This window comes from Bacillus sp. DTU_2020_1000418_1_SI_GHA_SEK_038 (assembly GCF_032341175.1).
Lineage (GTDB): Bacteria > Bacillota > Bacilli > Bacillales > Cytobacillaceae > Cytobacillus.
Genome location: NZ_CP135435.1, coordinates 4,433,518 through 4,447,990 on the forward strand (window position 1 = coordinate 4,433,518; position 14,473 = coordinate 4,447,990).

Consider the following 14,473-nt stretch of genomic DNA (forward strand, 5'->3'; position numbering starts at 1 on the left):
TCGATGTAGTTCCCATAAAAGGTCATGGAATTAGTGGTGACAAGCACTAAAATTCGGGCTATGGAAACCAAATCACTTCGTCTATTCCACCCATATAGCCAACACACATCTAATTAAGGAGCTTTACAAATTCTAAAAAACCGCCTCTATTTATGGTACGGTTCCCCCCGATTTATCCGAAAAGCCCGATAAACCTGCTCCACCAAAATCAGCCTCATCAACTGATGCGGAAATGTCATCTTCGAAAAACTCAATTTTTCATCAGCCCGCTTCAACACATCCTCACTCAGCCCAAGCGATCCGCCAATTACAAACGCGACCTTACTCTTTCCATATGTAGCAAGCTTGTCTAACGTATCAGCCAGCTCCTCAGATGATTTCATTTTCCCTTCAATTGCAAGAGCAATCACATGGGCATCCGGATTAATTTTGGCCAGAATCCGCTCGCCTTCCTTTTGCTTCACCTGCAGCATTTCAGTGTCACTCAACTCTTCTGGTGCCTTTTCATCTGGAACTTCAATAATATCCATTTTGGCATAAGCAGATAATCGCTTTAGATATTCATCGATCCCCTGTTTTAAATACTTCTCTTTTAATTTTCCAACGGTAATTATTGAGATATTCACAAGTCATCCTCACTTTACAAACAAGATATCCACAAGAGTTATCCACATATCCACATTTTCTATCCACATATTGTGTGGGATCATTCGTTCGCCACAAGATATATTGCCTGATTTCGACAATATTCACAGGGTGTTGATAACTTTTCATCGTCTGAAATTTTCATTAACATCGGAAAGGTCTCATACTCATCAACGATTGTATCTATTGCTATATCAACATGTTCGTCACAGCTGTATATGATTTGCTCGTTTTCTTTCATGCTCATTCCACCTAGTTTCTAAAATTGTATTGTGGATAATTTAAAATCCACACCGTTTTTCAGTTATCCACATTTCATCTTAACAAAACAAAAACAAATGTGAAAGCACCCACATTTTTTATATAGCCAGTTCTGCAAAAAGTTATTCACAGTTTAAGCCTTTTCCATTCAAATTCAAAAAAACAGGAGAGCTCCATTCGCTCCCCTGTCTCATTTCCTATTCACTTATTTAAAACGTTTCCCCGCTCAATTTCACCGTTACTTCCTGAAGCTTTCCATCGCGGTAGAATTTCACTTTCATTTGGTCGCCGACTTTCTTTTTATTGTAAAGGTGCTTTCGAAGGTCTACAACATCTTTAATTTGTTCCCCATCCATTTCAACAATGACATCAAGCTCTTGTAATCCCGCTTGTGCTGCTGGTGAGTTTGGCACTACCTGTCTTAAAGCAACGCCATAATTTACATCTCTTGGCAGCTTTAATGCCTCCTGCTGATAGTAGGATGGGATTTCGTTAACGGATTTTAAATCTACACCCATGTATGGTCTTTTGACATCGCCGAATTTTTCAAGATCATTAATAATCGGAAGTGCAGAATTGATTGGGATGGCTAAGCCAATTCCTTCAACCGCGCTCTGAGCAATTTTCATCGAGTTGATTCCAATAACCTGACCTTTAATATTGACTAAAGCCCCACCACTGTTACCAGGGTTGATCGCTGCATCTGTTTGCAATACTTCCGCATTCCAGTCAATGACTCCATCTCTGTTAATATCCACTGGTATTGTCCGCTCTAATCCAGAGATAATTCCTTGTGTCACTGAACCTGAGAAGGTTGGACCAAGTGGATTTCCAATGGCGATTACCGGTTCTCCCGCTTTTAAAGTATCGGAATTTCCGAACTCGGCAATGGCTTTCACGTCCTTCGCATCAATTTCCAGAACAGCAAGATCCGTCCAAATATCACTTCCTCGGAGCTCAGCTGGAATTTTCGTCCCATCTGCTAGCGTAACCTCTATCTTACTAGCATCCTCCACTACATGATGATTCGTGACAACAAAAGCTTTATTTCCGGCCTTTTTATAAATGACGCCTGATCCTGTCCCCGCGGGCTCTTCTACATTTCCGCCGTTTGCGCCTTCATTCCAGAAGCTTGTTGATTGAATATTGGATACTCCAACAACCGCATCACCTGCTTTATCTACCGCTTTCGTTACGTCTGAAACCACATTCAGAGAAACATTTTCAGTAGGAATATTTGCGTTATTATTATTGGCAGCACTCTCTTCTAACTGCTCGTCTGGCTGTATAGAATAAGGCAAAACATTCAACTCAGCAAATTTCGGGATGGCAATAATCACAAGAATGGCACCTAGAATTGCTCCAACAAGGCTCGCTAGAAAATAACCGCCCCTATTTCCCTTTTGCTTCTTATACTGGTTTTGATAATCTTGATCATAGTAACCCACACCGGACCATTCCTTTCTTTTTTCATTTAGAAACTTAGTACTATACAAAAGGTAGTTAAATATAAGTGCTAAATTCTATTCTTCCACCTTAATTATTATTATACTCACACCTTTTTGAGAATCTATTGAAACACTGGCCAAATAAGCAATCTTACGACTTTGTTCATAAGTTAGAACCAAATTTTTAACAATAAAAAAAAGGAATGAAAGGCCATCAAAAAAGGCTCCTCATTCCTAATAAACTTTTACACTGCCGTCAGTGCTGTCGGCGTCTTTGGATCTGTATCATAAAGCTCAAACTGCTCTCCTACAATAATGCCTCTGCTTTCAAGCGTCTGTGATACTGACATTCTTGCTAGTTCCTTAATATTATTATCTTGGCTTAAGTGTGCCAGGTAAAAGCGCTTTGTCCGATCACCGGCCACTTCACTCATCGCAATCGCCGCATCCTCATTGGATACATGTCCAACATCGCTGAGAATTCGCCTTTTAATACTCCATGGATAGCGGCCCATTCGCAGCATTTGGACATCGTGATTGCTTTCAAACACATAAGCGTCCGCGTTCGATATAAGCCCCTTCATCCGATCACTGACATATCCTGTGTCCGTAATCAAAACGAGTTTTTTCCCTGAATGATGGAACACATAGAACATCGGATCTGCAGCATCATGTGAAACACCAAAGGACTCAATATCTAACGAGCCAAATGATTTAACAGTCTCCATGGAAAAAGTAAACTTCTGCTCTACAGGGACTTGTCCAATTAATCCATCCATCGCATTCCATGTTTTTTCATTGGCATAGATAGGTAATTTATACTTTCTTGCGAGTATCCCGACACCTTTAATATGATCACTATGTTCATGCGTCACTAAGATGCCAGAGAGCTTCCCCATATCCCGGTCAATCTTTTGAAACAAGGCTTCCATTTGCTTTCCGCTCAAGCCCGCATCGACAAGAAACGAATGATCCTCAGTCTCGACAAAGATTGCATTCCCCGTACTTCCACTCGCGAGTACGCTGAATCGCATATTCTCTCACTCCACTATATTTTTATCTTCGTTGTTTAATTGGATGATCTGCCCCTCAAAGGCGTGAACAAATACATCTTCTTTATCATTGATCACAAACCGCCATGCAGGAGTCAGCACCTGTGACGTGCTTGTTTGCACAAAGGTGAAATAGCCAAGCTCCACTTTTGTAATCTTACTCTTTGGCCTTAAAGAACCATTTTCATATAGCGTTTCAATCGCCTTCAAAGGCTGGATAATCTTCTGTTCCTCTGAAAGCTCCTCAATATCCTCCAGCATTGTTTGATTGTAGGTAACAATATCATTCTCTTCATTTAAATAAATGGTTAGCTCGCCACTCATATTATGATAGAAAACCTTATCATCGAATTGCTGGTAATACGTAATTGCATTTCCTTCTTTCTTCCAAAAACGATACTGGTCCCCAAATAAAACATTACTTTTGATAAATGAATTTATTTCAGCCGTATCAAATTCATCGCTTAGCTCGAATGGCTTATCAAGGACAAATTTTAGCACAGTTCCAGTGTTTACCTGCAGCCCCAGTCCCTTTAGCTTCGTTTTCTCTAATGATTCAATTGCATCAATATTGAAGTTTTTTGGCTTTGCACTTAAATACGTATCTTTCACATAGTTCTTCGGAAGTTCCACATACTCAATTTCATCTGCTTTTAAACGTTTTTCAAAGGAAGTTTCTACACTATACTCATACTGGCTGGAATCCTTTAGCTTAAAAAACTCATACATTAAATAGATATCCAAGACAAGGAAGGTTAATATGAAAATGGTTTTGATTCTACTCCAATCCACGATTAGCCCCTCCTATTGTCTCATCCATGGATAACTGATTCCAGGAGCCATTATATTTATAGAACCAGCTGGGCTCTAAATACACGAGTCTTGCATCCTTTTTCATCGCATAGCCAAGGATAATATCCTGTACATTAGCCCGTTCCAAACCTTTCGATTCCAATAACTCAATGACCTCCTGGCCTGATGGAAGGCTGGTTTCCGTAGAATCCATTAGGAGTCCAATTAAAAAGTTATTCCTGAAATATTTATAAATTTCACTTTGGCCCCATGTTTGGTTAATTTCTGAAATCCCGCTGCCCTCACTAAAAATAGGATATCCTTTGTCATCATAAATACGGAACAGTACCTGGCGGCTCGTTTCGTCCATTTCAACAAAGCGGTAATTATCGGTCCAGCCCCCATGCTCATTGACAAAATCAATACTCCTTTTCAGAAGGCTTCTTGACGTCAATTGGCTTTCGCTGCCTCCTACTGGGTTCACATATGAAAGAGTGTTTCGATCGTTATTCACACGCATTAAGCTTGAGCCATTTGTGTATTCCTCACCAGATTGCTGATAGCTCTTCGTGACAACAGTAGGATCCTTAAACAAAGCGTTCTTAAATTTTTCTGACTCTAATGGGGTCGATAAGAACTGGTATTGAAGCATTTTGGGCGCATCCTCAGGCAGGTAAATGACCCGGTTGCTAGAGCTCTTAAACGGAAAGTACTTAGTATAATGAAGGCTATATTCCGCATTATTAAAAAAGCCATTATAAAAACTTTGCACGAAGGAAGCTGGCACTTGGCTACGGTAAGCCTCTTCCCTTTCTGTCGAAATGAAATAGACAAACCCCTGATCCTTTTGGATTCCCTCAGTATCAATAACAATTCGGTCAAAATAAAAGTTTGGGATCTTCTTTTCCTTCATATCAATAATTGTCCGGTAAAAATCAATCGGAATTGTGTCCGGAAAAAGAATGACGGCATTACCAGAATTATGAATGAATGATGGGGAATTCTTTACTTCACTAGAGACATTCATAAAATCTGTAAAATTCCACCTGCTTAATTCAGTGACAATCTTATCAATCTCAGCTGCTTCAGTCGTCCCAAAATGCTTATCCTTCGAGTAATGGTAGATCACTCTGTCTGGCTTAACAATTTCTTCCGCATCCTTTTTCTCACTGATCGCGACTTCTTGAACCGTTTTTGTTTTTTCCATCGTTTCTAAATTGGGCTGATAAGTCCAGATGCTCCATGTTAAAAGCACACTAAAGCATACTAAAATGACTAATATGAGCGATTTAATATTTTCATATGTCATTCCCAATCATCCTCTTCAGTGCGATCATATGGCAGGCTGAACGAAATGGTTGTACCTTTCCCTTCCTTACTTGTCGCCCATATTTCCCCGCCGTGCGCTTCTACCATTTCTTTAGCGATTGCAAGACCTAGTCCAGTGCCCCCAAGTTTTCTCGTTCTAGCCTTATCCACCCGGTAAAATCGTTCAAATATCTTATTAATATTTCCCTTCGGTATCCCTACTCCCTCGTCAGAAACACTTATAACGACAAATTCATTCTGTTCCTCTAGCTTGAAGGTTACTTTTCCACCTTCTGGGGAGTATTTAAGGGCATTCGAAATGATGTTATCAATGACCTGCGTTAGCTTGTCTCCATCCATTTCAACGAATGCTGAATGGTCGGGGAGCTTTCTTTCAAATGTAACATTCTGTTGTTTCGATAATTCAAAACGGTCGATAATTCGGTTGTAGAACCTAATAACGTCAATCCATTCCTTCTTCAGACGGTAATCCCGGCTGTCCATTTTCGAAAGCTGAAGGAGATCATTTACAAGGCGAATCATTCGCTCTGTCTCCGTTTGAGTCACATCTAAGAATTTCGGAGCAATTTCTTCATCCTGCCAAGCTCCTTCCGCCAAGGCCTCTAAATAACTTCTCATTGTTGTGAGTGGCGTTCTCAGTTCATGCGAAACATTTGCAACAAATTCCCGGCGCTCCATATCAATTTTTTCCTGCTCGGTAATATCATGGAGAACAGTAATGAGTCCATTTACAAATCCTGTTTCCTTCTGAATGACAGAAACACTTGCCCTTAGGATTAAGGTGTTTGAAGGCTTGCTATAGTCCAAAATGATCGAATCCCGTTCAGATAGCAATTCTTCAAATGTATAATCTTCCTCAAGGCCAAGAAGTGAAACAATCGGCATCGATAAAACTGTTTCACGTGAAACATTCAGCATGTCGGCAGCTGGCTCATTGATTAAAATGACTCTTCCTTTTCGATCTGTCGCAATCACTCCGTCTGTCATATGGGAAAGGACAGATGAAAGCTTTCGCCTTTCCCCTTCCGTTGTAGCCTGTGCTTCCTGCAATTTTTTCGTTAAATTGTTAAAGGTCATGGCTAGCTGGCCAATTTCATCATTGCCATAGATTTTAACTTTTCGGGAGAAGTTCCCCTTCGCCATAGCAAGAGCTTGTCTTCTCATATCTGACATTGGCCTTGTAATAGTTTGAGCTAGAAGGACACCCAAAATTGCTGTAATCGCAAGGGCAATGGCTGTACCGGAAATGAAGATACTGTTAATTTGCCGCATCTGCTCAAATACATTTTCTATTTTTCCAACAAGGTAGATGGCTCCTCTTACCTCGCCATTATGCTTAATCGGTGTAACTAAAACCCAGATACGATTGCCAGTTTGTTTATCAATAAGATCCTCACTTGCCTGCTGTGAGGTGGCAAGCGTCATTCTTGTTAATGTATCAGTTGTTCTTTGTCCGACAACCCCTTGGTTATCAGGGTCAGAGGTTCCAAGAATCTTTAAAGTATCCCCTTCAATAACCCTAACCTCAGTAACGTCTTCCGAGTAATAATCTCTTAGAAGCCGGTAAACATCTTCCTCTAGGGTCGGACCCTCTTCATCAGGCAATCGCTCCTTCGTCATCTGCTCCTCCAGATAATAAGCAAGCAGATTCACACGGTCTTGGATGGTTGTTTTAAAATTATCCTTAAGCGTAAATTCCAATTGTCTAACAAAGTAGACGCCAATAATTTGCATAGCAATCAATATGAGTAACACGTAGATGATGACAAACTTAAGATGAATAGAACGAAAAAAGCCTACCTTTTTCAATGTCCTTACTCCTGTTCAGGATTTCGTAAATAGTACCCAACTCCCCTTCTTGTCACAATCCAGGTTGGATGACTTGGGTTATCCTCAATTTTCTCTCGGAGTCTTCGAACGGTTACATCAACTGTCCGTACATCTCCGTAATAATCATAGCCCCAAACAGTCTGAAGAAGATGCTCACGGGTCATGACTTGTCCAATATGCTTTGCTAAGTAATGAAGAAGCTCAAACTCACGGTGAGTCAGTTCAATGGTTTCACCGCGTTTTGACACGATATAAGCATCTGGATGAATGATTAAGGTGCCGACCGTAATTTCATTAGTCTCATCCTCTTCATTCGCATTGGCAGCCATTTGCTGATGCCTTCTCAAATTCGCTTTGATACGGGCAATTAACTCTCTTGTACTGAAAGGCTTTGTTACATAGTCATCTGCTCCAAGCTCAAGACCGATGACTTTGTCAATTTCTGAGTCCTTTGCCGTCAGCATAATGATAGGCATATCGTATTTTTTCCTTACTTCCCGGCAAACCTCGATTCCGTCTCTCTGTGGAAGCATTATATCAAGAAGAATAAGATCTGGTTTAATCTCTTCCACCTTTTCGATAGCGTCATTTCCATCATACGAACAATAGACTTCAAAGCCTTCTTTTTTCAAGTTAAATTGCAATATGTCAGCAATTGGTTTCTCGTCATCAACTACTAGAATTTTTCTTTCCATGTAATTCTCCTTTTCATGAAGATTGATTTATTTTGATTGATAGATTTTGTGTATTATCATTCAATTTTACTTTAACATGTTATAAATGTGAATTCATCTATTAAGAAAAAACGATGTATTCTCTAGGTTATCAGAGGCAGAGTTGGAAAAATAATCTTAGGTATCGTAGACAAATCGATACGGTACTTTTGAAGTAGAAAAGCCTCTAGTATCGAGACTAGAGACTTTGACATTAACGTATATAGTTTAACGGGTTTTGGAGGGCGCCATTCTTATAAAGTTCGAAATGCAAATGTACACCTGTAGAGTTTCCAGTAGACCCCATTACTCCAATCTTGGAGCCCTTTGAAACGACTTGTCCTGGGCTTACACTAATAGATGATAGATGAGCATAGATGGTACGGTAGCCATTCTTGTGGTCAATTACAATTTTGTTTCCAAAGCTGCCTTGGTAGCCTGCAGATACAACTACTCCATTATCAGCTGCTTTGATCGTGCGGTTGCTCGGTCTAGCTATATCAATCCCTTTGTGCATTCTTCCCCAGCGATAGCCTACATGACTTGAAACATATCCTCCAACCGTAGGCCAGATAAAGCTGCCTTCACCGCGGGATGGAATCACCTTAGTACCTTTAACGACAATATGTTTAACAGGCTGTTCAAGAATTTCCTCTTTTACTATCTCTTTCGTAATTACTTGTCCATTTTGTACGGAAATACGATAGGTTGCAGCGCGTTTTCCATCTTTTCCTTCTTGCTTAACCTTTGTATCCCCTTTGAACATATTTGCATTTTCCACTACTTCTTTTTCAAAAGGGATCACTTCATTTGTGAAGTATTCCTTATTAATAATAACGTGAATAAATGGTTTTAAAATGGTTACGTTTAATTCCTGGCCAATTTGCAGAAGGGAATCTTCTGTTAATCCAGCATTAAGGTCTAGCAGCTGCTTGACTTTTAGGTTATGAGCGTGTGCAATTCCACCTAGCACATCCCCTTCTTTAACCTTATATTTGACTTCTTCTAAAGATCCTTTTTCGAGAAGCTTAACAGCATCCTCAACAGAAAGAATTTTTGCTGGCTCAATTTTTTCTGTTTTAATAGAAACTTCTTTTGATAGTTCTACGTCTAATATACGAGTTTCATTTTCTTTTAATGGGGGTAATGTACTATTATCGGAAGCTTTTATAGCCTCAACTGCATTTAATTCTTCTTCTGATACATATTTCAATTTCAATTTTTTAATAATTTCATTCGCTTCTTCTGAGTTTTGAACGTAGGCAACTGGATTCCCATCAATAATAAGGGCAGAAGCATCGGCATGTACCTTAATTTCCTTCATTACTTCTTCTGCTATCTCTGTATTATTCGTTTCAAAGCTTGCATGGAAAACCTGTTCAGGTACATATGTAACCTCAGAGTTTAATGACAGCTTTAGGTTTTCGTTCGAGGACTGCGCCTCTTTCAATTTCGTATCAATTAAGCCATCTATGGTTGTTCTATCTGTAACTGTTCCAATATATTGTTTATCTACATAAACATAGTAAACTGTTGTCAGCTTTTCTGTATTAGCATGTGCTGAAACATCAGCTGCAAAGGAAATTGCACCTACAGCAAATACAGTTAATGCCGTCTTTTTGAAGGCAGTTTTAAATTTATTAAATGTATGTTTTCTGATCTTCGTGAATTTATTTGTCGAATCTTGCATTGGTACATCCTCCTAGACTACGGCAACAAATACACTTCCAATTAGTGCTATATAACTATTAATCTATTTACCATAATTTTTTCACTTCTATACTTTACCATAAAATCCATCTAATAGACTATTTGACTTCATAATGTAACATAATTGTATAAATGATGACAATTTACTGGCATTATGATTTAAAATTCTGATTGGATTTTGTCGAATTAAAGGGAAGGAATAGTAATTAAAGCTTAGTATTACTAGGTTTTTCTTACTATTTTTTATAGGAGAGGTAATAAGGCTGTATTATAAAATTTTCTTGTTAATGGAAAAGGATTATTACAGTTATGTAACAAAAATAGAGTATGAAAGGTTCATACTCTATTTGGTGATGGCTCAGGACGGAATCGAACCGCCGACACAAGGATTTTCAGTCCTTTGCTCTACCGACTGAGCTACTGAGCCATATTTAAAATAGTTTCCTAAATTTTGTTTAGCTTAAAGAATGTGCTTCAAATCCCTGCGTGATTTGTCGCAGATTTTAAAAACTTGCTATTCGTGGGAGGATTGCTTTGTTGCTGCAAGCTTTTAAAATCCTCTACCGACTGAGCTACTGAGCCGTATTTAATATAGTTTGCTAAAGTTTGTTTAGCTTAAAGAATGTGCTTCAAATCCCTGCGTGATTTGTCGCAGATTTTAAAAGTTTACCATTCAGGGAAGGATTGCTTTGTAGCTGTAAGCTTTTAAAATCCTCTACCGACTGAGCTACTGAGCCATATATAATATAGTTTCCTGAAGTTTGACTAGCTTGAAGAATGTGCTTCAAATCCCTGCGTGATTTGTCGCAGATTTTAAAAGTTTACCATTCAGGGAAGGATTGCTTTGTAGCTGTAAGCTTTTAAAATCCTCTACCGACTGAGCTACTGAGCCATATATAATATAGTTTCCTAAAGTTTGACTAGCTTAAAGAATGTGCTCCAAAGTCCTGCGGTCTTTGTCGCAGATTTTAAAAGGTTGCCATTCGGGAAGATCTGCTTCGTTGCTGCAAGCTTTTAAAATCCTCTACCGACTGAGCTGAATTATATTTTAAATTAACAATATGTATAATGACATCCAGCAAGGTGGCCGGGCTTGCCTGCCGCTTACTGGATGTCATTTGCCATGACCCGTACGGGATTCGAACCCGTGTTACCGCCGTGAAAGGGCGGTGTCTTAACCGCTTGACCAACGGGCCTAAGAAATGGTGAGCCATGAAGGACTCGAACCTTCGACCCTCTGATTAAAAGTCAGATGCTCTACCGACTGAGCTAATGGCTCAATATTAAAAATGTTATCTCAATATTGAATGTAGTCATAACCGTGCTCCAAAGCCCTTTGGTCTTTGTCGCAGATTACTACAGCTTGCTATTCGCTGATGTAATGCTTCGGACTGCAAGCCTCCGCAATCAGCTAATGGCTCGGAATAAATACTTCGTTTATGACGACGCTTTTTATAATAGCATAAACCTAAGTTAATGTGCAATGTCTTTTTTGTTTTTTTTTATAAAGATCAATAAAAAAAACTTCTCTTTCGAAGATTAACTTTATTCGTCCGGGAAGGATGAGGCTTTTATAATGAACCAATTTACGGAAATAAAAAAATAGCAGGGCAATTCTCATACGAATTACACTGCCATTTCTATATTATTCACTTTACGTAAAGTATTAGTTTTGCCTCCAAGGGCTCCTAACTATATTTGTTTGTGTGCGGTCAGGACCTACTGAGAAGATCGATAACGGGATTCCCGTTAATTGTGATACACGCTCAATGTAGTGGCGCGCATTGGCGGGCAGCTCATCTAATGTTTTACAGCCTGTAATATCCTCTTGCCAGCCCGGCAGTTCCTCATAAACAGGCTCACATTCTGCCAGCATCTTTAAGCTTGCTGGAAATTCCTCAATCACTTTCCCTTTATAACGATAGGCTACACAAATTTTTAAAGCATCAATTCCCGTTAAGACATCAATGGAATTCAAAGACAGATCCGTAAGCCCGCTCACACGGCGTGCATGTCGGACAACTACACTATCAAACCAGCCGACACGGCGCGGACGGCCTGTAGTTGTTCCATATTCCCGGCCTACTTCCCGGATTTGATTGCCAATTTCATTCTCAAGCTCTGTTGGGAAAGGTCCATCTCCCACCCGCGTTGTATACGCTTTACATACACCCACCACATGCTTAATCTTTGAAGGGCCTACTCCTGATCCAATGGTTACGCCCCCGGCAACAGGATTAGAAGAGGTAACAAATGGGTAGGTTCCTTGATCAATATCGAGCATGACCCCTTGTGCCCCTTCAAAGAGAACTCTGCGCCCCTCATCAAGGGCATCATTAAGTACAACAGATGTATCACAAACATACTGTTGAATCTGCTGCCCGTATTCATAATATTCATCCAAAATCTCTTCCATTGTAAAACCCTGTATTTCATATATACGTTCAAACAGGCGATTTTTTTCTTCAAGATTGTGTACAAGCTTTTCTTCAAAAACTTCCTTATCTAATAAGTCAGCAATACGGATACCAGTCCTTGCTGCTTTATCCATATAGGCAGGGCCAATTCCCTTCTTCGTTGTTCCAATTTTATTAGCCCCTTTCCTCTCTTCCTCTACTTCATCTAATTTAAGATGATAGGGCAGAATAACATGGGCACGGTTGCTTATGCGGAGGTTATCAGTTGCTACTCCTCTTTCGTGCAGGTAGGCAAGCTCCTTTATTAGGGCTTTAGGGTCAACCACCATCCCATTACCAATCACACTGATCTTATCACGATAGAAAATCCCTGAGGGAATCAAATGCAGCTTATAAGTTTCCCCGTTAAATTTAATTGTATGTCCCGCATTATTTCCACCTTGATAGCGAGCAATGACTTCAGCATTTTCAGATAAGAAATCAGTAATTTTTCCTTTTCCCTCATCTCCCCACTGTGTTCCAACGACAACTACTGATGACATAGTAAACGCACCCCCGAGTTTCTCAAACCAATTTCATTACCATTCAAACCACACTTATTTTATCCATTTTTTATATGAAAAAACCGCGCATATTCCCTCATTTGTTTCTTCTTTTTCGATTTCTTTTTGAAAAATGGGAAGCTTTGAGCCTTTTGTTTCCTCTATTTTGTTCTTTCTTTAAAAAATGGGAAACTTAACGCCTTTTGTTTCCTCTTTTTAATTCTTTCTTTGTAAAATGAGAAACCTAGTGCCCTTTGTTTCCAATTTTTTCATCAACTAAACCAAAAATCGAAACCTACACAAAAAAAAGAACCAGTCATAAAACTGGCTCTTAAGTAGAATCATAGTTTCCACAAAAAATCTATGCACCTGGTGGAACGGATGAATCATCAAATCGTCTCTCTAAGTTTACGAATTTATTATACTCTTTCACAAAGGCAAGCGACACAGTACCTGTTGGACCATTACGCTGCTTCGCAATGATGATTTCGATGATATTTTTATTCTCAGATTCTTTGTCATAATAATCATCACGATATAGGAATGCCACAATATCTGCATCCTGCTCGATACTTCCAGATTCACGAATATCAGACATCATTGGTCTTTTATCTTGACGCTGCTCCACTCCACGGGAAAGCTGGGATAACGCAATGACCGGAACCTGCAGCTCACGTGCTAAAGCCTTTAGTGACCGTGAAATTTCGGAAACTTCCTGCTGGCGGTTTTCTCCTGAACGTCCGCTTCCTAAGATTAGCTGCAAATAATCAATGAGAATCATCCCAAGGCCATGCTCCTGCTTAAGGCGGCGGCACTTAGATCGAATTTCAGTAATTTTGACACCGGGTGTATCATCGATAAAAATCCCCGCGTTCGATAAGCTCCCCATTGCCATCGTCAGCTTTCCCCAGTCCTCGTCTGTAAGGGATCCGGTACGAAGCCTTTGCGCATCGATATTACCTTCAGCACACAGCATACGCATAACAAGCTGCTCTGCACCCATTTCCAAACTAAAAATCGCCACATTCTCATTCGTTTTTGTGGCTACATTTTGGGCAATATTTAAGGCAAATGCCGTTTTCCCTACAGAAGGACGGGCACCTACAATAATCAAGTCATTACGCTGAAATCCGGCTGTCATTTTATCAAGCTCGGCAAAACCTGTCGCAATTCCGGTAATATCGCCTTTCCGATTATGCATGACCTCAATATTATCGTAGGTACGAACAAGGACATCCTTAATATTATGAAAGGCACCTGCATTTTTCCGTTGGGCTACTTCTAGAATATTCTTTTCCGCTTCCCCTAATAGGACCTCTACCTCATTCTCACGGGTATAGCCATCTTGAGCAATGCCTGTTGCCGTACGAATTAACCTGCGGAGAAGAGATTTCTCTTCAACAATCTTTGCGTAATACTCCATATTAGCAGCTGTCGGAACAGAACCTGCAAGCTCACTTAAATAGCTGACTCCGCCTGTATCCTCGATAAGCTTTGCTGCTGCAAGCTCTTCCGTCACTGTAATTAAGTCAACTGCTTTTCCCTGATCGCTCAGCTTTAACATCACATTAAAAATCTTTTGGTGGGCTGCACGGTAAAAGTCCTCAGGAATCAAAATTTCAGAAGCTAAAGTGAGGGAAGATGGCTCGAGAAAAATAGCCCCAAGAACCGCCTGTTCCGCTTCGATATTTTGCGGTGGAAGACGATCTGCAACTAATTCATTCATCTATAAAA

11 protein-coding genes and 3 tRNA genes are annotated in these 14,473 nt (G+C 39.9%); all 14 read right to left on the reverse strand.

Going from position 1 to position 14,473, the window contains the following annotated elements; translation table 11 throughout:
* Positions 1–146: 146 nt before the first annotated feature.
* The 14 genes from rlmH to dnaB all read right to left on the reverse strand — a co-directional run bounded on the left by rlmH (position 147) and on the right by dnaB (position 14,465).
* Positions 147–626 carry a 23S rRNA (pseudouridine(1915)-N(3))-methyltransferase RlmH gene (gene rlmH, locus RRV45_RS21855; RefSeq protein WP_315666750.1) on the reverse strand — a complete coding sequence of 160 codons (480 nt, stop codon included), beginning with the start codon at positions 624–626 and terminating at the stop codon, positions 147–149.
* Between the two features lie 80 nt (positions 627–706).
* The gene (locus RRV45_RS21860; protein ID WP_410489319.1) at positions 707–892 is read right to left on the reverse strand and encodes a CxxH/CxxC protein; all 186 of its coding nucleotides are present in this window, start codon (positions 890–892) and stop codon (positions 707–709) included.
* Positions 893–1,115: 223 nt separating this feature from the next.
* Positions 1,116–2,354: a S1C family serine protease gene (locus tag RRV45_RS21865; RefSeq protein ID WP_315666751.1), complete on the reverse strand. Its 1,239-nt coding sequence runs from the start codon at positions 2,352–2,354 to the stop codon at positions 1,116–1,118.
* Positions 2,355–2,599: 245 nt separating this feature from the next.
* On the reverse strand, positions 2,600–3,388 hold the full coding sequence (locus RRV45_RS21870; RefSeq protein ID WP_315666752.1) for an MBL fold metallo-hydrolase: 789 nt from the start codon (positions 3,386–3,388) through the stop codon (positions 2,600–2,602).
* A gap of 6 nt (positions 3,389–3,394) precedes the next feature.
* Positions 3,395–4,198, reverse strand: a complete 804-nt coding sequence (locus RRV45_RS21875; protein ID WP_315666753.1) for a two-component system regulatory protein YycI — start codon at positions 4,196–4,198, stop codon at positions 3,395–3,397.
* Positions 4,185–5,507: a YycH family regulatory protein gene (locus tag RRV45_RS21880; protein ID WP_315666754.1), complete on the reverse strand. Its 1,323-nt coding sequence runs from the start codon at positions 5,505–5,507 to the stop codon at positions 4,185–4,187. Before RRV45_RS21880 ends, RRV45_RS21875 begins: the two co-directional genes overlap by 14 nt.
* Positions 5,504–7,336 (reverse strand): cell wall metabolism sensor histidine kinase WalK, encoded by a 1,833-nt coding sequence (gene walK, locus RRV45_RS21885; protein WP_315666755.1) that lies wholly within the window; start codon positions 7,334–7,336, stop codon positions 5,504–5,506. The genes RRV45_RS21880 and walK overlap by 4 nt, the downstream gene beginning before the upstream one ends.
* 5 nt (positions 7,337–7,341) lie before the next feature.
* Positions 7,342–8,052, reverse strand: coding sequence for a response regulator YycF (gene yycF / locus RRV45_RS21890; protein WP_315666756.1), 711 nt, complete (start codon positions 8,050–8,052; stop codon positions 7,342–7,344).
* A 232-nt stretch (positions 8,053–8,284) separates the two neighbouring features.
* On the reverse strand, positions 8,285–9,760 hold the full coding sequence (locus tag RRV45_RS21895) for a M23 family metallopeptidase (RefSeq protein WP_315666757.1): 1,476 nt from the start codon (positions 9,758–9,760) through the stop codon (positions 8,285–8,287).
* A gap of 374 nt (positions 9,761–10,134) precedes the next feature.
* Positions 10,135–10,207 (reverse strand) — tRNA-Phe (locus tag RRV45_RS21900).
* Positions 10,208–10,904: 697 nt separating this feature from the next.
* Positions 10,905–10,976, reverse strand: a tRNA-Glu gene (locus tag RRV45_RS21905).
* 7 nt (positions 10,977–10,983) lie between these two features.
* Positions 10,984–11,059, reverse strand: a tRNA-Lys gene (locus RRV45_RS21910).
* Positions 11,060–11,446: 387 nt separating this feature from the next.
* Positions 11,447–12,739, reverse strand: coding sequence for an adenylosuccinate synthase (locus RRV45_RS21915; protein WP_315666758.1), 1,293 nt, complete (start codon positions 12,737–12,739; stop codon positions 11,447–11,449).
* 361 nt (positions 12,740–13,100) lie between these two features.
* Positions 13,101–14,465 carry a replicative DNA helicase gene (dnaB, locus tag RRV45_RS21920; RefSeq protein WP_315666759.1) on the reverse strand — a complete coding sequence of 455 codons (1,365 nt, stop codon included), beginning with the start codon at positions 14,463–14,465 and terminating at the stop codon, positions 13,101–13,103.
* Positions 14,466–14,473: the final 8 nt, after the last annotated feature.

Bases quoted from the DNA above. Each gene is read 5' to 3' on its own strand.
- RRV45_RS21860 (WP_410489319.1), bottom strand. From the start codon at position 892: ATGAGCATGAAAGAAAACGAGCAAATCATATACAGCTGTGACGAACAT.
- RRV45_RS21870 (WP_315666752.1), bottom strand. From the start codon at position 3,388: ATGCGATTCAGCGTACTCGCGAGTGGAAGTACGGGGAATGCAATCTTT.
- RRV45_RS21880 (WP_315666754.1), bottom strand. From the start codon at position 5,507: ATGACATATGAAAATATTAAATCGCTCATATTAGTCATTTTAGTATGC.
- yycF (WP_315666756.1), bottom strand. From the start codon at position 8,052: ATGGAAAGAAAAATTCTAGTAGTTGATGACGAGAAACCAATTGCTGAC.
- RRV45_RS21895 (WP_315666757.1), bottom strand. From the start codon at position 9,760: ATGCAAGATTCGACAAATAAATTCACGAAGATCAGAAAACATACATTT.
- RRV45_RS21915 (WP_315666758.1), bottom strand. From the start codon at position 12,739: ATGTCATCAGTAGTTGTCGTTGGAACACAGTGGGGAGATGAGGGAAAA.
- dnaB (WP_315666759.1), bottom strand. From the start codon at position 14,465: ATGAATGAATTAGTTGCAGATCGTCTTCCACCGCAAAATATCGAAGCG.